Consider the following 19,669-nt stretch of genomic DNA (forward strand, 5'->3'; position numbering starts at 1 on the left):
TCTCGTCCTGTTTTTAGGATATAAGGCTGTCGGATTTGATTTCGCGATTTTGTCCGTTAGCGTGATGGGCGTAGGTGAATCCTTTTTGGATGGAATAAGCCCCGGCACGGCCGGCTTTATCCATGGCGATGAAGCCTACTTGGATGGATTCCCAGTTCTCGAATTTCCTAGCGATACGCTTCACGATCTCTTTGCATGCTTCTTGTGGGGAACGACCGTGGCGAATGAGTTCCACAACCATGGCGCTTCCGGCATTCTCGATCACCGCCTCTCCCCATCCGGTGGCACAGGCGGCTCCGATGTCGTTGTCAACGTAAAGCCCGGCGCCGATTATGGGCGAATCGCCTACACGGCCGTGAAGTTTCATACCGGCGCCACTCGTTGTGCAAGACCCCGAAAGGTTACCTTCTGCATCCCTGGCGACCATTCCGATGGTGTCGTGGTTTTCTACATTAATTTCCGGCAGCTTGCCGTCCTGTTCGGCCTTTCGCTTTCTCCAATCTGCTAACGATTTTTCAGTCAGGAGGATTTCCTTTTTGAAGCCGTGCTTGAGGGCAAAATAGAGAGCCCCTTCGCCCACTAGCATCACGTGCTTAGTATCCTCCATCACTTTTCGGGCCACGGAAACGGGATTCTTAATATGCTGAAGAAAGGCGACAGAACCGCATCGCTGGCGGGAGTCCATGATGCAGGCGTCTAGGGTCACATGCCCCTCCTCGTCGGGGAAGCCGCCGATTCCTACCGTTCCCACATTTGGGTCGTTCTCAATCACGTTGACCCCTCTCTCGACGCAGTCCAGTACGCTGCCGCCTGATTGCAGTACTTCGAAGGCACGGTCGTTGGCTCGAATTCCGGTTCTCCAAGTGGAGAGGATGACGGGGCCTTTAACGGTTTTCGTTTGAGCAAGTGACTTTAGAGTGCCGAATCCGGTGAAAGATCCGAGAGCTGAAAGAGTAAGAAAGCGTCTTCGTGTGTTCATGTTTGGGTGGGTCCACTAATTAGATCACTATGAAGGTTTAGTATCAAGGTGAAGTCTCGGTTTTGAATCCCAAATGCGGGATCAGCTTTTGGCAGTAATTTCGTTTTTGCGTCGCGGTACATGGTAATTGCTGAAGAGAAATGTCATACGAACGAAATCGGGTTCACCGTTTTCTGCTTTACCTCGCAGGTATAGTTCCAGATCGTCTTGTTTTATTCTTAAAGGAACTGATACGATACTATGGCAAAAGCAAGCGCCCGACACATACTAGTAGCAACGGAAACAGAGTGTGATGCTCTCAAAACTCAAATTGACGGAGGTTCGTCGTTTGCCGATTTGGCTCAGCAGCACTCCCAGTGCCCATCGGGTAAAAGCGGCGGTGATTTGGGTGAATTCGGTCCCGGTATGATGGTGAAAGAATTTGACGAGGTCGTCTTTTCGGCGCAGGTTGGCGAAGTGCAGGGCCCAGTTAAAACCCAATTTGGATACCATCTTCTCGAGATTACCAGCCGCGAGGACTGAAGCGGGTCCAGTGAGCGTAAAGGCACTTAATTGAAGCTATACCGTTTAGGTTTCAATTTAGGGCGAGTAGAATGGCCACTCGCGTGTCACAGCGTGACGATACAAGGATTTGAGTAGTCGTCGTTGTCGATTATGAGGTCAGCTTGGTCCCTTGGTTTGTGTCTTTTGGCGTACTCTGCCTGCCCGGGGAGGTAGCGACGCTCGTATTTCTCTAATGTGGCTGCCTCTCCACCCAGTCGCTTGCGGTCTCTTGATAGTGCGCGATCAATAATCGTCTCTGTAGAGGTATCGACGTAGACTCTAAAGTCGAAGTGGGGATTGAGGACATCGCAAAACAGCATAACCCCTTCGAATATGAGAATCGTATCCGGTGATGCTTGAAGGCGTTCAACTTGAGTTTCTTGATTGGCGACAAAGTCGTATTGAGATTCTCGGTATAAGAGATTTCCCTTTGGACCGAGAGGTTGTAGCAGTTGCTCGATGACTGCATGTTTGTTGAACGAGTCCTCGAGGTATCCTATTGGGCAGAATTTTCCTGTCCTATAGCGTAAGTCTGGAGGATTGTGGAATCCATCAATGGAAGCTCGAATGACAGATTTGTTACTAAGTCTAATGAAATCGGCCAGTTGGTCGGAAACAGTTGTTTTTCCGGAAGCGCTGGGCCCATCGATACCCACTCTTATTGGATGAGGCCTCTGGATAGAATTAATACTGGAAGTTATTTCCTCGATTATCTTCTGAATCATGTTTCAATAGAAGCGTTTACTTCGAGGATTTGTTCTTCCAATCGAGTTGCGCGTTTTACGGATCGCTGTATTCCTGATTTTAAGAAGTCAATGTCACCGAAAAGGATTAACTCTTCTTTTGCCCTGCTCGCACAGGTATAGATCAATTCTTTGGATACAAATTCATTTTCTTCGGGTGAGAATATTCCAACGACCTTGTCAAATTCTGATCCTTGGCTCTTGTGGATGGTGAGACTGTAGGCGAGATCGTTTTTGGGAAGCCAGTTCAGGCGTACTCGCTTTAGATTTTCTTCAAGGTCGTTAAACCAGGCAAATAGTTCCCCGGTTTTGGGATCTGGCCAGACGATTCCCATATCACCGTTGAAGAGTTCGAGGTCGTAGTTGTTCTCGAGGATAATCAAGGGCATGCCTTGATAGAAGGATCCGAGATCTGCATCGTGGGTTCGCCTAACCCGCGCGTCGACCAATTTATTTAGGGACCAAACCCCAAAGTCACCGCGATTGAAAGGGGTTAGGGCTATAAAATTGGAAATTGATTGGAAAGCAGTCTCAAGGCTATGAGCCTGAAGGCGCTTTTGGTGGGCTTCCACCATCAGATCGAGGATCGGCGGGATGGATTGGCGAGAAGACTTTTCTATCGCTTGAAATACAAAGTCATTTTTTTGAACTTGAAGTAGACTTTCAAGTTCTGGGACATCCCCCGCTCTGCAAATCTCGCAGAATCGGAAAATCGAACTCTCCTCTGTAAACCGATAGGTCTTCTTTAAGGTGGTTGATTTTCCAAATAGGGGGCTTTTGGGGTCGAGGGCCGAGCGGGTCATGTCGCCGAAGACAGAGCCCACCTCCACAGAAGTTAATTGATGGTGATCTCCTAGGAAAACAATAGAGGAAGTGCGGGGTACCGCATCCAAGAGCTTTTGCATTAGGGGCAAGTCGATCATCGAAGTTTCGTCGACGACGATGACGTCGTACTCGATTGGCATCTGGCGGTTGCGACGGAAAGTTACTCGATTGGGAAGACCCTGTAGCAAGCGGTGAACCGTCATGCATGGAATATCGAGCAGTTGTTGGATGATGGCATCATTTAGATTTAAGTGGGCCATTCCGTTACGGATGGATTCGGAAAGACGGGCGGCGGCTTTCCCCGTGGGCGCGACCGCGGTGATGCGTAATGGGTTTTCTCCTTCGTGTGAAAGGATCGCTTGGGTTAGGTATCCCAGTACGGTTGTCGTTTTTCCGGTTCCGGGACCGCCCGATATAATGTAGATCTGGTTTTTGAGGGCTTGAACCACTGCGACCTGTTGGAGGTCTTCCGGATTAGTCGATTCCTGTTTTTCGGGGGGAAAGCTTTTCGGGGATTGAATAGATTCGGGGGCCGTCTTTTCGACAAGAGAGCGAGCAAGGGTCTCCTCGTATTCGTAGTACTTTCTTAAATACAGTGCTGAACGACGGGCGATCACTAAAGGAAATCCTTCAGATTCTTTACCGATGCAAGTACTCGATTGAACGATTCGCTCCCATTCCCCGAGATTAGGCCATACGTAGTCCATACCATTCAACAAAAGAGAGGGTAGAGCTTCGCTGGAGGATAGGTCCAAGAAGGAGTGGCCTTCTCGAGTAGCGGCGTTGCAAAGGGCAGCTGTCCCAAGAATAAGGGGGCTCTCTTCTTTGTAGGTATCAGCGAGGAATTGAACAAAAATCCTGTCTGCCGCAGTAAAGGGGTCGGAGCGCAGGGCTCGCTTAAGGGACTCGATGTTGGTTTCCTCTTTCATCGGCCAATTGCTTTGTCTAGCGCTTCCAGTAACGGCTGAATGGGACGATCGTAAAAGATGCCACTATCATCATGTTCGTTAATTCCTCGTATGAAGAGGTAAAATACGCCTCCAAATGAATCGTAAAAGTCTTTATTTGGGAACCGGGTTTCAATATATCTTTTCAATGCAACGCAATAGAGGCAGTATTGCAGGTAGTAGTCGTGCTGGAACATAGCGTGCTCGAGTGCACTCTGACTATAAGATTCGACGCGGTTTCCAAGGTGGTTGGTCTTCCAGTCTATTAGGAATAGTTTCCCGTTGTGTTCGAATACTAAGTCGATGAACCCTCTAAGCATCGAAGCCCGAACGTTCGTTTGCTTGAGCATCAGGGTGTCTATCCACGTTCGAGGTATCCCGGGAGTCGGGTTGCTTTCAAAGGCCTTTTGAATTTTACGAAGCGTGTCATTGGAAGTAGGATAGGCGAACTCCATTTCAGGAACACGCTGAACAGAAGCGATTTGGTCGAGGGTGATTACACCGTCGAGCAGTTTTGACAATAGTTGGTGGATCGAATGTGAAACGATACGTTTGTATTCAGGATAGCCATAGCGAAGTCGGTTAAAACTTTGTTGAACGCGGTCGCTAATAGAATCGGGTTTTTGAAAATCAATTTCCTCGAGGATAGAGTGGAAAAGGTTCCCAGTGTGCACTCCCTTGGGCAGGTTAAAGATAGTGGGTCCGTCGGGTTCAGGATTTGTATCTTCGATCAAGTCGATAGCCTGGACATCCTCTCTGATCTCGATCTCATCGTTGCCTACTTCTTCTATTGCGAGATCGCTTGTGTGGGTCATTCGAGTAATCGTAGAGAAACTGAGTATTCGCTCTGCAGTTGGTATCGAACTATGATTGATGGGAAGGGCGTTGGGTGTGAACCCCTGATTCTCAGAATTGTGAAACAGGCTTATGGATAAATCTTCCCCTTCCGTTAAAGGTCGAGGGTTTACTTCGATACAACTCGAACCGAACTCCTGGATACGTTTCAGTAGTGACGGCGAGATATTCTTTTGACTGTGCAAAGTGACTGATTTCTCGTTTCCCAGAATTAATTGACAGAATGATGAAGGTCGAGGGTTTTGCCTAGGGGCGCTTTCTTCAGGCGCGAGATAAATGCGGCACTCATCAGTCGCCCGAGTTAGGGCTACGTAGATTAGACGCAGGTGCTCTGCGTATTCCTCATTTTCAGCTCTATCTAGAGCATCGGAGTTCTTTTCGGGTGCAAGATCGATGACCAGCCTTTGATGCTGACCAGAAGTATGGTAAAGGGCATGTTCCCGCTTTGCCTTAGGGCGGAGCAAGGAGAGGAACGGGCAGATTACAATGGGAAATTGGAGACCTTTGCTTTTGTGGATAGTGACTATTTGAGGCTTGCCTTCATCAGATATAAGTCGCGTTTGCCAATCCTCTTGGTTGGATACACTTTCGTCTTTCTTACCGAGCAGCCATGCGTAGAGGTGCTTGGGAGTTGACAAACGGGTAAGAGCCTCGCTTTGCAACAGTTCGCTGAGTTGGCATAGATTCGCGTACTGCCTATCTCCATTCAATCGACCCAGCATCCGCTCATTTGCTCGGGTCAAATTTAGTAGTCGATGAAAGGCGGAATCAAAATTGGAGGAACGCCATTCACGGGACCATTCATGCAGATAGCCTACGATTTCCTGCGATTTTTCGTCGAAGTTCGGGTCGAGCAAATCGTGCCAATGGTATCCACCGATTGGTGTTAGGAGAAGGGCGCGTATCGTACTGCGCCTAGAAGGATGTGAAAGGGTTTCCAGTAATTGGAGCATGAGATCCAATTCCTTCGTTTCGAAGACACTCCGTTCTGCCCGTAGGACAGAGTCGATTCCTCTTATCGCTAGCTGCTTTAGAAGGGTATCGGCTTCTCTATTAGTCCCGACCAGGAAGGCTACGTCTCCTAGCTTGAGGCGCGGATGGTCAATCGCTCGTTGGGCGAGGTCTTTGGCTGCATTAGATGCGAGGAGATTTATCGCGACCTTCTGAACGAGGGGGTTTGGTTTATCGAGACCGATCGCCTCAATTTGCAGTGGAATGTTTGTACTCGATGAACGGGCTGGCGAGGCGGGCTGGAACTGGATCTTTTCAAAAGCGAAACCGTCGGGGGATTCGCTGAACAGAACATTGACTGCTTGTACGAGTTTTGGTGAAGAGCGAAAATTCTCCGACAATTGAATACGCTGAAGCGACTTGGATTCGGTGGCGTTAAAGTATGAAAATATATCAGCTCCCCGAAAGCGATATATTGCCTGTTTGGGATCTCCTATGAAAAAGAGATATTTGGAGCCGTCTCCGAAAAGTCGTTCTATGATATTGTACTGAGTAGGGTCGGTGTCCTGAAATTCGTCCACGAGCGCGGCATCAAATTGTCCGTTGATTGCTTGTACAACGGCATCTCCTTGATCATCATTCAGGGCTCGATTGAGAATATGGAGAAGGTCGTTGAATGAGACTACGTTACGACGCTCCTTCTCGGCACGGAGATTATCGAAGAGCCAGTCTCGGTAGCGAGAAACGAGAACTGTGAAAATTTGGTCGGTTTCACTCAGAAGATTGTCGACATGCTTGGAAAATGGGGGGGGCTCTAGGTGTTCGGCAGACTTTTTGAGAGAAGAACTCCAGTTAGCGGTCTTGAGTTCGCTAAGAAGTTCCAGATCACTTAGGAGAGCGAAGCGGCGATTACGGAGGGCTTCGAGTGCATTGATACCAGTTTGAGCAGAGAGGCGCTTGTAGAACTTTCCGCCTTTCTTTAGGTGATTAAGGAATGTATCCACAGATTTCAGAAGTGGAGTGATAGAATCGAGTAAAACATCAAAGAGCACTCCGAGCTGATCAACGTGAGCTTCGGTCGGCTTCGGTTCGAGTAGTGCGTATGGGTGGGAAGCGCATTCCTTAGCGATCGTGTTGAGGCGCTTTTTGTAGGCAGTCGTTTGGATGTAAAATGCACTTAGTAAGGGCGATTTCTCCAAAATATTGATCCGAACATATTCGTCCTGAAGTCGTTCGATTAGCTCTTCATCTACGGGCTCCAGATTGGCATCGAAGGCTATGTCTGATTCAAGGGAAACGAAATCGAGCGAGCGCTTGCAGAAGCCGTGAATCGTCGAAATCGAAGCATCGTCAAAAATTTCGAGACTGTGGCGTAGGCGATTTCTAGCGACATTGGGTTCAATACCCTGCTTTTCTATTAGGTCTTTTAGTGCCAGATCTCCGATCTCTCCGGAGTCGAGCTGGGAGATGGAATCGTGGAGCAGTTCCCTTATGCGGGAAATGAGCTCCTCAGTCGCTGCTTGGGTGAAAGTAATTGCCAGTATCCGGTCTATGGGAATCCCTTTCTCCACAATGAGTTTCAATACGATGCGGCAAAGTGTATAGGTCTTCCCAGTGCCGGCGCTTGCTTCGATAATGGAAACCCCTTTTTCAATGGAGAACATGACTAGTGAACTCCTTTCGTCTGAAGAGCTTCTTTGAAGGGGCCCCAGATGTCGAGAGACAGTTGGGCATAGCCAACACCTAGAGCCGGTTCTTCTCCGAAACAGGTTTGCGCATATTCATCCCATGGGTAGGCTGGTTTAGACCAAGCATTTTGGGAGTCGTCGACGAGAAGCGATTTGCTCAAGGAGACGAATTCATCTTCCTCGAATTGAACCGTTCGCTTTTCCAGTTTTTCGAGAGCATCCCAACTCAATTGTGGGAAAAATGAAAGGGGACGCTCTTGACCTCTAAGAAAGAGGGAAAGCAGGTCTTCGAGAATGCTGATGGCATCAACAATCGGTGGAAGTTCTATGGGAGACTCGGAATCCTGGAGGGATTGGATAAGTGACTTTTGCGGTTTGATCGCATTTGACAAAAGATGGCGTACCCAAAATTCAATTCTGGATTTTGCTTTCCATCTGCCCGGGTGGAGAAAAAATTGCTGATCTTGAGAGGCGCCACTTATTTGCTGTCCTGCGAGGCGATGAGTGTTTAGGCTTAGGTCAAGTGAGAGAATCTCTTGTTGAATAGGGCTTTTCAACTGTTCCCGCATCCTCTCTATGCTCAAAGCTTGTTCGCGAAGCTTTTCGTAGGACAGTCTTTCCAGGTATCCGGGGGGAAGCAGTTTGAGTGAGGCAACCAGCGTCCGATCGATTGATTCAATGGATTGATTGTTCTGTATTGCTTCCGCGAATCGGTGTTGAATCTTGTACTGGTCGAGAGGGTTCTGGATTAGCGAATCTATTTCAGGGGGATTGTCCTCAATGGTGGTAAAGCGAGCGCCCAGTACGTTGGTGACAAAGTATTTTTGTGGATCCTTGAAAAACCTGATAAAAGACTCGACTGGAATGTCCGCTTTCTTTGCCTCGATCGGCGTCGGTTCGAATTTAATTGCTGAATCCTCACGTTCCTTGGAAATCGTTCGGGCCAAGTATGTTTGGCAATTCATGGCCCTTTGGCTCGAGTAAGTATAGAGGAACTCCTCTTTGAAGTATTCAGGATCGTATGACTGCCTCTTGTGCGTTACGATGCGACTGTTCTTTGGAGAAGCGGGTTCAGCTTTTTCAAGATAGTCGAGTAGCTCCGAGACGACGATTGAAGGCTCCCGCTTGATGTCGCTGACCGGAGCGAGCCCTTTGTAGCTAATGAAAAGGCGGTCTCGGGCGGCCAGCAACGTTTCCAGAAAGAATTGTTTGTCCTCGTCCCGCGTGTTTCGGTCTCCCCTTTTTGGATCCTGGGCTAGAAGATCAAAGGGAGCCCGTATCGACTTGCGAGGAAAAGTGTCATTATCCATCCCTATCAGGCAAATCACTTTAGCTGGAATGCTTCGCATAGGCTTGAGCGAGCAGAACGTGACCCTTCCGCTCAAATAGCCGCTGACCGGGGCGGCGCTTTCCAGGGCTTTGATCGTGCAAGATAAGGCCTCTCGACCATTCGCGAACACTCTTGATTGTTCGGGAAGCGCGTCTTGGAGAGACTCGATCGAAGCCTGAAATCGGTTAAGTTCGATTTCGTCCGCTGGTTTGAGTCGATCGAGTGTCAGGCAAAGCCGCTGATTCCAGTAGCCAATGGTTTCGATGCGATCAGCGTCTTTCCTAATGTCTTGAAGGAAGTCGAGAAACTCGAGGAAGCGTCCGGCAAGTTCGGCGCTTTCGCCTTCAATTTCAGTAAATGGGGAGTGATTTCCTGGTATCAGTAAGCCACTGTCTCGAAAAGCGATTCCGGCAGCTAAGCGAGTTCGAAACTCAGACCAAGTATTTCGGTTTGTGGGGAACGCATTAAAGGCAGAACGGTGTGAAGCATCCCATCCCCAAACCACTCCTGTTTCGCGTATCCAGTACTCGATGCGTTCGAAATCCGATTCCGAGAAACGGAACGCTTCCAGAGTGATCGGATGTTTCAAAAGCTCGATGATTTCAAGTGCCGTAACTCGCTTATTAGAAAGTTCCAAGTACTCGATCGCTCCTGATATGAATACGGATTCCTGTGGTCCGGACTGGTCGGCTATGGAGAAAGGGATAGCCTTGTTGGCGTCTTCCTGGATTGAGAATACTGACTCAATATGGCCGACATATTGCTGGATTTCGGGGGCCATAACGAGAACGTCCGACGCTTGTGCGTGTGGATGGTTTGAGAAATAGTCGACAAGATAGTCCCAGAGAGACTCGACTTCCCTCCTTGCCCCAGCGGAGCGGTGGATTTGTATAGTACTGTCGTAACTGGGAAACGGATACTCAGTCTCTTCCTCAGGGGAACGATTCTGAAGGAGAAACAGATCGGATTGGAGGCAACCCAATTGAGTGCTGGGATCAGGTTCTCTGAAGGCGCTGTCATCGTGAATGGGGTCCTTGTCGAGAGCGAGGTCCAGAAAACCCTGGCCCTGTCTTCCAAAGGAAGGGAGTAGGGGATTGCCCAGGTCGTAGGTAGCGTCTTCAATATCGAAGTCTGTAATACGATCGGTTGGGGTCCTGCGTTGGGAGGCCCGAGCGATTTGCTTGGTAGACCTCAAGTCAGCCCAATACATTTCGGAAGGCTGAAGGAGATAAAGGTGTACCGGACGGAATCGCGAGACGACGTCCAGAATGTCTAGATATAAGGGCGGGAGAGAAGAGACTCCGAAGACGGATATGCGAGAAGGCCAGCGGGCGCTATCTGGTCTTATATGGTTTGGATCGCTGGCCTTTAGTTGCTGCCAAATTCGGGCAATGTGCTGAGGGCGTCCCGTATTGGGAAAGGCTCGTTCGCAAAGTCGTCGCCAAATTTCCGCCTGCCAGTCATTGGAGTCCCGTCCCGATTCCCAATCGGTGATCGATTCTGGACGATAGAGCAAGTATTGGTCGTAAAGCCAAGCGAGACGGTTGGCTAGCTGTAGACGGCGTGCAGAACTCGGTTCGCAATATCGATTGAGAAGAGCGAATTCGGGGCGATCCTCAAGGTTGTCAAGAATGTCGAACAACTCCCAACGAGCACTGTTCTCATCTAAAATACCTGTCTCTGGATGGGTGGGATCAAATCCCGTAAATATGCTCTGGAAAAATTTCCCCGGGAACGGGAATTCCCAGCCGAAGGATACACCGAGGGAACGGGCAATTTGGAACCGGAGCCAGCGGGCCATACCGGGGTTCAGAGTCATGACTGTTTCTTGTTCCAGTAGACCTTGTAACGGGTCTTCGCGTGACACTTCGACGAGTCGCTCAGCGAGCGATTCGATTCGATTGGAAGTGTGCAGGTAAAGCTCTTTAGCTTTCATGAGTTTTTTAATATGAGAGGGCAGGATCGCGAGCTTGGCAATTAGGAATGAGAAGGAATAGCTAATGCTGTCGCGATACATTGGCTTCAAGTGTCTGGGCAGGCAGAGGATCCACCGTTCGAACCACTGGAGGAATTGGTCTTTGTAGATGCTCACCTTGACGAAGTAGAAGGAGTTGAAGGATCGGATGGCAGCTACGATATGGTTATTTTCCCCGATGGTGAATTTCTCTACGCCGTTTCGGTGTTTGACGGCGCTTTAGTAACCTTTTCACGAAACATCGATACGGGCAATTTAGCGTTCCTCTGACGAATCTAGGATGGGGAAACGGGGGTAGACAGTTTGGACGGCTATCGTTCAATTTCTATTTCACCTGATGGGCTCAACCTCCACGTGGGTGGATGGGACGACAATGCGGTCGCTCTTTTTAGCCGGGATACCGCTATAGGTGCGGCAAGCTTTTTAGGCAGATTGAAGCCTGGGGAGGACGATTTTTTCTTTGGATGCGCCGCACTTTCTGACGGTGAGCCCGGATGGAGAAAATGTATATCAGGGCCTACCCAATCCATTTGCGGATCCGATATTACATTGTATTCAGGATCTGAGAACCTGCGGGAAAACGACGATTGGGAGAAGATAGTGCAAGTGAAAAGCTACAAGTATTTGCGGACGTTGGCCCGTTTTCATTGGCCTGAGGTAGCCCAAAATGCGGCCATGCTCGTTACAATGGGACAAGGGCTTTACACCGTTATTCTAGATGGCGGGGTAGGTGATACCGGTATAGAGCTTTTTGAGATATACGTTACAGATTAGGAATGCCGATAGTGGGCTGGGGTAAAGGAAACCTCGGTCGCCAGGCTTGGCCGGCGACATTTTTGTTGAGCGAGGTTTCTTTAGACTGGAATCTGTCGACTGACGATCTTCTAAGGTTCTTATTTTAGCTCTGTTTTTCCCAGACAGTGACTTGGACGATATTGTGATCGAAAGACCGCCTGTGCTTGCGTAATACTTGCTGAATGTCGATTGGCTTATCGCTTTGTTTGAAATGAGGGGAGAGGATCGACTGCAGGCTGTCGAGAGTTGTGGTGTTTTCACCATTAACCTTAAAGCCGCCTAGCCATTGGTCTCTATCCGTACGTTCGCTCTTCCAGTCGTAATTAGAAGCGATAATTAAGATGCCGTTGGCATTGAGACGAGTATGGACGGAATCAAGAAACTTTTTCGGGTTGTATGCCTTCTCTAACGAAGTATCCACTAAGATGAGGTCGTATCCAGAAAACAGATTTTTCATATTGGAAATATCCGCTTGCATGAATTCAACATTTTCTCGCGAACGATCAAGGCCGAGTTCCTGAAGGTTTTTCTGATGGAAAGAGACGATCTCACCTTCCTCGGGAAGCGTATATTGGGTGTATCCCTTTTCCTTGAGGTCGACGCCGATTCTTATCATGCGAGCGGAAAAGTCGGTCGCGGTAACGCTCTCGAATTCGACGCCGAGTTCAAAAGCCGTTCGACCCGTTTTGCAACCGATGTTTAGGGCCTTATTCTTGTTGCGGCCCTGAACGTGATTGAGAGCGACTTGGGCCAGTTTTTCAGGATAGTTCTCAACGTTGAAATAGTCAGAGCCGTAATGAAGCTCGCAGTAGTGAATAACCTCAGGATCCGTTTCGTAACTGTCGTCCGGAATTTCCACCGGTGCATCCGACAAAATATAGCGAAAGCCCGCATGTTGATAGAAATGGCGTCGGAAGGCGTAGCGTGAGTCTCGGATAATTTCGTTACCTGTTGAGATCCACGAACCTCCTTTTATCAGGTTGTGTTTCGTATCAAATGTTGGGGTGGAGAAGTCGTCATAGAGAGGGTGGACCTCGAATCCTGGAAAACCGCGAATAGGGGTTTCGGTATGCTGCCAAACGTTGCCAAGGACATCGTAAAAGCCTTTGCCAAATGCGTAGCGGTCAACCGGAACCGACGATGCGGCGTCCTCCAAGTTGAGGTTACCAGGTGTTTTTTCCCATTCTGGGGCATCTGGAGTTTCCGTGTAGTCGAGGAGACGGTACCACTCTTCCTCTGTTGGAAGTCGAATCGGCTCGCCAGTTGTCGAAGTCTTCCAATTACAGAACGCTTTCGCCTCGAGGTAGTTAGTTTCGGCGGGCCAGGACCATGGCATTTCTATTTCTTCGAGCATGGCCCGAAAACGAAATGAGCCGTCTGCCTGCGGCACCCAGAACAATGGACAGGTTGGCTCTTTAAACTGGACCCAACTCCAGCCTTCAGGAGTCCAGTAACCCTCCTTTTGGTAGCCGCCGGCTTCGACGAACTCTAAAAATTCTTGGTTGGAAACGAGGAACTTTGACGCTTTGAAGTCCGCAATCTGGGCAGTGAACTGCCCGTACTCGTTATCCCATCCATATAAACTGTCTTGTTGAGACTTTCCAAGTTTAACCGTTCCTCCGGAAACGGCCAGTAATTCGTTTTGCGGCGCCACGCCCTCGATTTTGTCGCAAATTTGCCAGGCAGCACTCGTCGCATCGAGCAATTCAGCCGGAAGTTGGCGGATGAGCACCGAACTGGTCTCGAGGTGGATGCGTTCATGCTCAATCCCCATCATGATGACCCAGTATAGACTGTCCCAGTCTACGGGGAGGGCGAGGGGCGTTTCGTCAATCAGCTTGTCGATGACCGTGCGAATTTGATTTCGGTACTCGCTCACCTCCTTGACCGCCGGCCAATCATAGTGGGCCTCGTTCAAGTCGTCCCACGACATTTCATCGACTCCAATTGCGAAAGTGGACTCGAACTTCGGATTGACTCGCTGGGTGAGAAATTTGCCGAGAAGTAGCTTGTTCAGGAAAAAGGTCGCTGTGTGCCCGTAGTAGAAAATCAAGGGGTGTCGTAAGGGGTCCGCACGACGGTAAAAAGCCTCGTCGTTAGACAATGTCTCGAAAAGAATTTCGTAGGCGTCGAACGTTTCATGGAAGTACTGCCGTATTTCTTCTCGCTTCGCTTCTGGGTCTCCCTCGTTGAGGAGGACGGTGAAGGGTTTGCGAAGTTCCTTAGTAGCCGTGTCTGCCATATTTGGTTAATTGTGTTTGATTTCAGGTTGGTCGGGGGAAGCGGAGAACCCCAAAAAAAAACGTAAACTGATTTAGTGAACTATTGTGGCAACGAGAATCTCGCCGTTTCTGTGAAAGGGCTATATTTTGGAGAGGATTTTTCGTACTTGTAACCGCAGGGCGTTGATTCGCGTTTGTCTAGTACAATAGCCATGGAATCAGTTACGGATAGAAGTTTGGAACGAATACGATCGGACGTGAAAACCTCTTTAGGCAATGATTTCTCGGTGGGTGAGATCCTTTTGGGGTGGGGTATCGATCTCAGATCTGATAGAATTGTTAGTGTTTGCTCAGAGAATGCGTCATGATGCTAGCTACAATAGCGGTAGATTTTGGAAGAGCCCGTATTCTATCGGGTTTAAATAATAGTGGCTACGGTGAATCGGTTTCTCTCGCCAAGTCGAAAAATGCATCCAAGCTACGAAGTGTTTATAAATCGGAGTTGGATCACTTTATGCGTGATTATAGTGCTTCAGAAGATGAAGACCTTGTCAGAGCCTCGCTCGATGGTAACTTAAATGCTTTCGATGAGGTTGTCCGACGCCACCAGTCAATGATCACCCGTTGTCTTTACCGGTTTTGTCCCTATCAGGCAGACTTGGAAGACCTCGTCCAGGAAACCTTTGTTAAAGCCTTTCGTAAGCTGGAGTCATGGCAGGCGACGGCCCCCTTCGAGAATTGGCTAAGGAAGATAGCGTACAATACGGGCTACGACTACTTTCGTAAAAATTCGCGCAACCCTGCTTCGATATCGGTCAATCACTCTGAAGAAACCGACTACGTGTTGGAGACGCTTTCTGAGGGTATCGATCAGAGGCGTTCGTACGAAATGACGGAGCAAGCTCAGAAAGTCCTGGCCCTGCTGCAAAGCGAGGATCGCCTTCTCCTGACGCTTCAGTACCTAGAAGAGTTACCTTTAGCGGAAATTGCGGCCCAAATGGGCTGGGGTTTGTCGAAAACTAAGGTGAAGAGCTTCCGCGCCCGTAAGAAACTAAAAAAATTATTGATAAACAATGGAATCGCACAGGAAACAGACCAGTCCCACCTGGGATGAAATAATAAAGAAGAGTCGCGAGGAAGTTCATCCGGAAATAGATGTGCGTCCACATGTTCGAGCACGCGTCGAGAGTGAGCTGCGTTTACCGGTAAAGTCTCGGCCGGATTCTGCCGTCGGCATGCTGGATGGCGTTATTGAACTGTTTTCGAAACCGTTTGCCCGCATTTCTTTGGGAGCCTGCCTCGGGCTCTCCGCTTTATTAGCAATTGCGACTACATCCACGGTTGAGGTTACGGAGCTCACAGGAAATGAAATTGAAGTTGTGGAGAATTTCGATGAGGAACTGGTTAGAGTAGACTGGACGGAGTACCTATGAGCGCAAAAAGTAAATTTAGCGCAGTGGTTATTCTGGCCGTCGTTTTTACGATCGGTGGCTTGTTTGGTGTCGGCGGCACGGTCGCCTATTTAAAGCAGACCCGCGGGAATCGAGTCGATCGGTCAGCCCGCACCGAACGTTCGCCACGCGACATTTACCGTTTTCAAGTGGACCGCATGATGGAACGCTTGGAGAAGTCGCTCTCGTTGACGGAGAGCCAAGTGCCTCTTGTCCGAGCCGAAGTCACCAAATTCGGGGATGTTATGCTCGAGGTTCACGAATCAATGCGTCAGCGTTTCCATGCTTTGGTGGAGGAGCGATCCCTTGCGATCGAAAGTCACTTGAACGAGGAGCAGCTAGCAGCCTTCCGCGAAGATCGGAAAAAGCATCGAGACCGAGACAAGGCCATTCGAGAGTGGAGAAAAGACGGAGGTAAGGATGGAGCAATGCTCGATCGGATATGGAAGCCGAGTTCAAGCCCTAGCGCCAGCAGGGAACGGATGTGTCGGAAAGACACCTGTTAGTCGAATGCCATCTATCGCATTGAATTCGTGTCGCTGGCCTTGATGGGGCCATTCTATTGGACGTGAGCTATTCGTTTTCGTCGATTTTCGGGAGCACGTTGTTGGTCTTCAAGATTGTAACGGGGAGCTTCGTCTTGATGGCTACGTTCTGCTCTTTTTGAAACTTGGTGCCGACCGCTTCGCACGCTTCGCCAATGCTCCTGACCGGATACTTGCGTCCCTTTTTCGATATGTTATACTCATAGGCACTGCGTTTGATACGCTCGATGGCCGTGCCCGGATTGTCGTCCTCGGGAATTTGCACGACCCATCCCACGTAGTCCTCGTCGGGAGCAGTTCCTCTTGGATCGCTTAAGACGATTATAAACTGCTTTTTAACCACCGGTTCGCGCTGGGCCTTTTCCTCGTCCGCCAACATCTGGGCCATGTGCGCAATGTCGTTCATCACTTTGGATATCGTTTCCTGATCCAGGTTGTTACCGTTTAGGGCTTCAGCGATGATTTCTATAGGAATTTTAGACATAAAGAAAAATCTGATAAATAGGCTGGTAATTTTGCCGGAGCGAATGTGATATGTGATCGTGCTCGACACGCTTTCGACGATCCAAATTTCATGCAAGAAGATATTTTCGACATCGTAGATGAATTTGATAACGTGATCGGTCAGCGACCGAGAAGTGAAGTTCACACTGAAGGGTTGCGACACCGGGCGGTGCATATACTCGTGTTTAATGACGAGAACGAAATCTTCATGCAAAAGCGTTCTGCCAAAAAGGATACTTGGCCAGGCGCTTGGGACGGGTCGTGCACAGGACATGTGGATACAGGTGAAGCGTATCGGGAAGCGGCTTACCGAGAACTGATGGAAGAGCTTGGATGGCAGCCCACCAACGAACTGGAGTTTCTTTTCAAGCTGAATCCTTGCGAAGAAACCGGCCAGGAGTTCATCGAGGTGTATCGGGTGCAAGGCAGTGGACCCTTCCGGCTCAACATGGATGAAATTGAGGTAGGTGAATGGATGGACTTAAACAATCTGATCCAGAGGGTCGGGTTTACTCCGAAGCGGTTTACCAGTTCCTTTCGCCTCGTTCTCGAACGATTGCGGGCGTTGGCGTTGATCAGGGTTTAAACGGGTGCCTAGCCGCTCAGGAATTCCGCTGGTCATCGCCCATCGGGGGTATACTGCGGTTGCTCCTGAAAACACTCTGGCCGCTTTCAGACTGGGGTGGGAATCGGGGGCAGATGGTGTTGAGTGCGATGTCCATTTAACCGCTGACGGTCAAGTGGTCTGTATACACGATTACGATACGAAAAGGGTTTCAGAACAAAACCGGGTTGTCGCTACAACAGCCTGGGATGATCTCAGGGGCTTGGATGTCGGTGGCTGGAAAGGCAAGGAATGGGCAGGTGAGCCCATTCCGCTGCTTGAGGAAGCGATGCAAGCAAGCCCGTCCTCATTGATTTGGGTCGTTGAAATCAAGTGCGGACCAGAAATTGTGGAGCCACTTCTCGATGCGATAGATGCGGGCGGTCACGATTGGAGACGTGTCATCGTAATCTCTTTCATTCAAGAATCTCTGGCTGAATTGAAGGCACAAAGGCCCAGTGTTGCCGCCTACTGGCTGTCTTATCTAGACGAACAGCCCGATGGTAGTTTCAGGCCTTCTATTGGGGAGATTATTGGAACCGTGAAATCGCTGCAGCTAGAAGGGTTTGGCGGCCAATCGGGAAGAGGCGTTTCTGCTGAACTAGTTTCAGCTTTAAAGGATTGGGGTATGGAACTAAATGTCTGGACCGTCGACGAACCCAAAGAGGCGCGCCGCATGCGAGACATCGGAGTAAACTCGGTGACGACGAACGATCCCAGATTAATTCTGGAGGATCTCTGAATCACTTTGGCGATGGCTTGTTTGCGGCCCTTGGGATTTGTAAAGGTAGGGCAACTCGCAGCGGTACGCCGCGTTACTGTATCCCTCTATTGCGGGAGGCCCAGAGGTCGTTGACCTACCTATTACCTATAGCTATCGCTCCTTTCACTCCGCTTTGCCGTCAAGCTCATGGTCCTTCAGGCAAGAGCTAGCACTACAAAAAGGCGACTCTCAATAAGGTAGGCAGCGCCGAGTTGTCGTACCCTGGCATTGCCTCAGCTCTCGTTGGAGAGGCAATACAGATGGGTGTGGCTACGGATGAACATTTGGTCGCCAACGATGACAGGTGAGGCATCGATGGGGTCGTCGAGCGTGTTTACAGACACAATTTCAAAGGTATCCGAATCCTTGATGACGACCGTGGCCCCCTCTTTTCCCGCGATGTAGATATGTCCGTTCGCAGCAATGGGCGAGGCGTACACGCCACGTATGCCTTCCAGTGACTCGTCTTGGTACAGCACCTCACCTGTTGAAGCGTTAAAGCAGGTGAAGTAGGCATCATTGCCCTTGTTCATGTAAAGGCGGTTCTTCGACAGTAAGGGCGAGGCGACATAGGGTGCACTGTGAGAGGCGCTCCAAATAATGTTGTCCGTTCCTGAAACGTCTCCTTTGGAGGACAGCTTTATCGCTTGGACGGCTCGGCCTTGGTATCCGCTGGCTACGTACACGATGCCCTTTCCAATTACGGGAGTGGGAATCACGTTACTGGTGAGCCCGCTGGCTTCCCAGATGATATCTCCATTTTCAGGATTGTAGGCACGTGTTTTATTCGATCCCGCAATGATAGCCTGTTGCATGCCATCGACCTCGACGATCACGGGAGTGGTCCAGGACGTTCGCTCGTCCCTCTCTTTCCGCCAGACCTCTTCGCCTGTGCCCTTGTCGAGAGCGACAATGTAAGACTGGTCTTCTTGGTCCCATGTAAGGAGGAGGTGGTTCCCCGCGAGTGCCGGCTGAACTGCCTCACCGAATCCCATCCTGGATCGGATGTCTCCTAGATCAGTTTCCCATACTTTAACACCGTCAAGGCTGTAGCAGTAGATGCCTCTTGAGCCGAAGGAGACCCAAAGATGCTCGCCGTCGGTAACGGGAGAGGCGGAAGCAAATCCGTTAGTCGCGTGATGGCCTTCATGAGGGGTCTGAGAACTAGATGTTCTGCTCCAGAGTACTTCTCCGGAAGAGCGATCAATAGCCATTACATTGAACTCATGCTCCTGTTGAGGCGTAGGGTGACCGCCTCCACGTGATCCGCCACGATTGGGTCTCCCAACTCCGGCGCGGCGTTCAGTTTGACCTCTTCCGCTACCGCCAAAACTGGCTCGCATTGCCTTGCGCTCTTCATCGTTAAGCTGGCCGTCCCCGTCCTTATCAAATCGTTTCAAGATTTCCTCTCGATTGAATCCGCCTCCGCCACCGGGTCCACTTTGACTGGGTCCTCCCGCGGGTTGCTGATCTTTGTTGACTTGGTTGGGAGCAGGGGAGGTCGCCACTCCTTTAGAAATTGCAGTGACCAGGAAGATCTGGTTCTTCCAAATCACAGGTGTCGCCAGGCCGGATCCTGGGATCTCGGTTTTCCACTTCACATTTTCCGTTTCGCTCCAATTGACCGGTGGCTTGGCCCCTTCAACCACTCCGGTCAGAGAAGTTCCTCTCCAAGTGGGCCAAGAGTCATTAGAGGACGCAAAAGAAGTCGTCACAAAAGCAAGTGCGGAAACGAGTGTGGTGATAGATTTCTGGGTAGATAGTTGGGTAAGTGTGTTCATGTTGGGTCGTAAATTGAGCGTTCGAAAAGATAACGTAGGGAAAGTAGTTCTAGTTTCAAAGAAATCTATGTTTGCTCCGTTCGGTTTTCTCTGGAATGGATCAATGTAGCGGCTTTCGAAACAATCGTTTTAGAATGCGTCTATTGTGAGCTGCGTGACTGGAATAAA

16 protein-coding genes are annotated in these 19,669 nt (G+C 49.7%); 8 read left to right on the plus strand and 8 right to left on the minus strand.

Features of this window, described 5'->3' with window-relative positions; genetic code table 11:
• Positions 1–13: 13 nt before the first annotated feature.
• Positions 14–979: a glycosylasparaginase gene (locus GA004_RS08525; RefSeq protein WP_283396904.1), complete on the minus strand. Its 966-nt coding sequence runs from the start codon at positions 977–979 to the stop codon at positions 14–16.
• 240 nt (positions 980–1,219) lie between these two features.
• Between GA004_RS08525 and GA004_RS08530 the strand changes: the two genes are divergently transcribed.
• A complete protein-coding gene (locus GA004_RS08530; RefSeq protein WP_283396905.1) occupies positions 1,220–1,501 on the plus strand; it encodes a peptidylprolyl isomerase in 282 nt (93 codons plus the stop codon).
• 86 nt (positions 1,502–1,587) lie between these two features.
• Here GA004_RS08530 and GA004_RS08535 read toward each other — a convergent pair whose 3' ends face one another.
• The 4 genes from GA004_RS08535 to recC are packed head-to-tail and all read right to left on the minus strand — an operon-like array spanning position 1,588 to position 10,797.
• Positions 1,588–2,247 (minus strand): nucleoside/nucleotide kinase family protein, encoded by a 660-nt coding sequence (locus GA004_RS08535; protein ID WP_283396906.1) that lies wholly within the window; start codon positions 2,245–2,247, stop codon positions 1,588–1,590.
• Positions 2,244–4,019: an exodeoxyribonuclease V subunit alpha gene (recD, locus tag GA004_RS08540; RefSeq protein WP_283396907.1), complete on the minus strand. Its 1,776-nt coding sequence runs from the start codon at positions 4,017–4,019 to the stop codon at positions 2,244–2,246. Before recD ends, GA004_RS08535 begins: the two co-directional genes overlap by 4 nt.
• Positions 4,016–7,507 (minus strand): exodeoxyribonuclease V subunit beta, encoded by a 3,492-nt coding sequence (gene recB, locus GA004_RS08545; protein WP_283396908.1) that lies wholly within the window; start codon positions 7,505–7,507, stop codon positions 4,016–4,018. Before recB ends, recD begins: the two co-directional genes overlap by 4 nt.
• A gap of 2 nt (positions 7,508–7,509) precedes the next feature.
• Positions 7,510–10,797 carry an exodeoxyribonuclease V subunit gamma gene (gene recC / locus GA004_RS08550; protein ID WP_283396909.1) on the minus strand — a complete coding sequence of 1,096 codons (3,288 nt, stop codon included), beginning with the start codon at positions 10,795–10,797 and terminating at the stop codon, positions 7,510–7,512.
• Positions 10,798–10,887: 90 nt separating this feature from the next.
• Between recC and GA004_RS08555 the strand changes: the two genes are divergently transcribed.
• Both GA004_RS08555 and GA004_RS08560 read left to right on the plus strand, forming a co-directional pair.
• Positions 10,888–11,106 carry a hypothetical protein gene (locus GA004_RS08555; protein ID WP_283396910.1) on the plus strand — a complete coding sequence of 73 codons (219 nt, stop codon included), beginning with the start codon at positions 10,888–10,890 and terminating at the stop codon, positions 11,104–11,106.
• A gap of 33 nt (positions 11,107–11,139) precedes the next feature.
• Entirely contained in the window at positions 11,140–11,610 is a 471-nt protein-coding gene (locus GA004_RS08560) for a hypothetical protein (RefSeq protein WP_283396911.1), read from the plus strand.
• A gap of 124 nt (positions 11,611–11,734) precedes the next feature.
• Here the strand turns inward: GA004_RS08560 and ovoA are convergent, their stop codons facing one another.
• Positions 11,735–13,873 carry a 5-histidylcysteine sulfoxide synthase gene (gene ovoA, locus GA004_RS08565; RefSeq protein ID WP_283396912.1) on the minus strand — a complete coding sequence of 713 codons (2,139 nt, stop codon included), beginning with the start codon at positions 13,871–13,873 and terminating at the stop codon, positions 11,735–11,737.
• Positions 13,874–14,217: 344 nt separating this feature from the next.
• On the opposite strand from ovoA, the gene GA004_RS08570 reads away from it, so the two are divergent.
• Genes GA004_RS08570 through GA004_RS08580 form a run of 3 tightly spaced genes read left to right on the plus strand, consistent with a single transcriptional unit; the run spans position 14,218 to position 15,810 of the window.
• Entirely contained in the window at positions 14,218–14,967 is a 750-nt protein-coding gene (locus GA004_RS08570) for an RNA polymerase sigma factor (protein WP_283396913.1), read from the plus strand.
• A complete protein-coding gene (locus tag GA004_RS08575; RefSeq protein WP_283396914.1) occupies positions 14,927–15,286 on the plus strand; it encodes a hypothetical protein in 360 nt (119 codons plus the stop codon). The genes GA004_RS08570 and GA004_RS08575 overlap by 41 nt, the downstream gene beginning before the upstream one ends.
• Positions 15,283–15,810, plus strand: a complete 528-nt coding sequence (locus tag GA004_RS08580; protein WP_283396915.1) for a hypothetical protein — start codon at positions 15,283–15,285, stop codon at positions 15,808–15,810. Before GA004_RS08575 ends, GA004_RS08580 begins: the two co-directional genes overlap by 4 nt.
• Before the next feature lie 67 nt (positions 15,811–15,877).
• Here GA004_RS08580 and GA004_RS08585 read toward each other — a convergent pair whose 3' ends face one another.
• Positions 15,878–16,333: a hypothetical protein gene (locus GA004_RS08585; protein ID WP_283396916.1), complete on the minus strand. Its 456-nt coding sequence runs from the start codon at positions 16,331–16,333 to the stop codon at positions 15,878–15,880.
• 90 nt (positions 16,334–16,423) lie between these two features.
• Between GA004_RS08585 and GA004_RS08590 the strand changes: the two genes are divergently transcribed.
• Entirely contained in the window at positions 16,424–16,939 is a 516-nt protein-coding gene (locus GA004_RS08590) for an NUDIX hydrolase (protein WP_283396917.1), read from the plus strand.
• 4 nt (positions 16,940–16,943) lie between these two features.
• Positions 16,944–17,699 carry a glycerophosphodiester phosphodiesterase family protein gene (locus GA004_RS08595; RefSeq protein ID WP_283396918.1) on the plus strand — a complete coding sequence of 252 codons (756 nt, stop codon included), beginning with the start codon at positions 16,944–16,946 and terminating at the stop codon, positions 17,697–17,699.
• Positions 17,700–17,953: 254 nt separating this feature from the next.
• Here the strand turns inward: GA004_RS08595 and GA004_RS08600 are convergent, their stop codons facing one another.
• Positions 17,954–19,501 carry an outer membrane protein assembly factor BamB family protein gene (locus GA004_RS08600; protein ID WP_283396919.1) on the minus strand — a complete coding sequence of 516 codons (1,548 nt, stop codon included), beginning with the start codon at positions 19,499–19,501 and terminating at the stop codon, positions 17,954–17,956.
• Between the last annotated feature and the right edge of the window lie 168 nt (positions 19,502–19,669).

Origin of the sequence: Candidatus Pelagisphaera phototrophica (genome assembly GCF_014529625.1) — a bacterium.
Lineage (GTDB): Bacteria > Verrucomicrobiota > Verrucomicrobiia > Opitutales > Opitutaceae > Pelagisphaera > Pelagisphaera phototrophica.

Coding starts and splice junctions, on each gene's coding strand:
- GA004_RS08525 (WP_283396904.1), bottom strand. CDS start 979: ATGAACACACGAAGACGCTTTCTTACTCTTTCAGCTCTCGGATCTTTC.
- GA004_RS08530 (WP_283396905.1), top strand. CDS start 1,220: ATGGCAAAAGCAAGCGCCCGACACATACTAGTAGCAACGGAAACAGAG.
- GA004_RS08535 (WP_283396906.1), bottom strand. CDS start 2,247: ATGATTCAGAAGATAATCGAGGAAATAACTTCCAGTATTAATTCTATC.
- recD (WP_283396907.1), bottom strand. CDS start 4,019: ATGAAAGAGGAAACCAACATCGAGTCCCTTAAGCGAGCCCTGCGCTCC.
- recB (WP_283396908.1), bottom strand. CDS start 7,507: ATGTTCTCCATTGAAAAAGGGGTTTCCATTATCGAAGCAAGCGCCGGC.
- recC (WP_283396909.1), bottom strand. CDS start 10,797: ATGAAAGCTAAAGAGCTTTACCTGCACACTTCCAATCGAATCGAATCG.
- ovoA (WP_283396912.1), bottom strand. CDS start 13,873: ATGGCAGACACGGCTACTAAGGAACTTCGCAAACCCTTCACCGTCCTC.
- GA004_RS08570 (WP_283396913.1), top strand. CDS start 14,218: ATGATGCTAGCTACAATAGCGGTAGATTTTGGAAGAGCCCGTATTCTA.
- GA004_RS08575 (WP_283396914.1), top strand. CDS start 14,927: ATGGAATCGCACAGGAAACAGACCAGTCCCACCTGGGATGAAATAATA.
- GA004_RS08580 (WP_283396915.1), top strand. CDS start 15,283: ATGAGCGCAAAAAGTAAATTTAGCGCAGTGGTTATTCTGGCCGTCGTT.
- GA004_RS08585 (WP_283396916.1), bottom strand. CDS start 16,333: ATGTCTAAAATTCCTATAGAAATCATCGCTGAAGCCCTAAACGGTAAC.
- GA004_RS08590 (WP_283396917.1), top strand. CDS start 16,424: ATGCAAGAAGATATTTTCGACATCGTAGATGAATTTGATAACGTGATC.
- GA004_RS08600 (WP_283396919.1), bottom strand. CDS start 19,501: ATGAACACACTTACCCAACTATCTACCCAGAAATCTATCACCACACTC.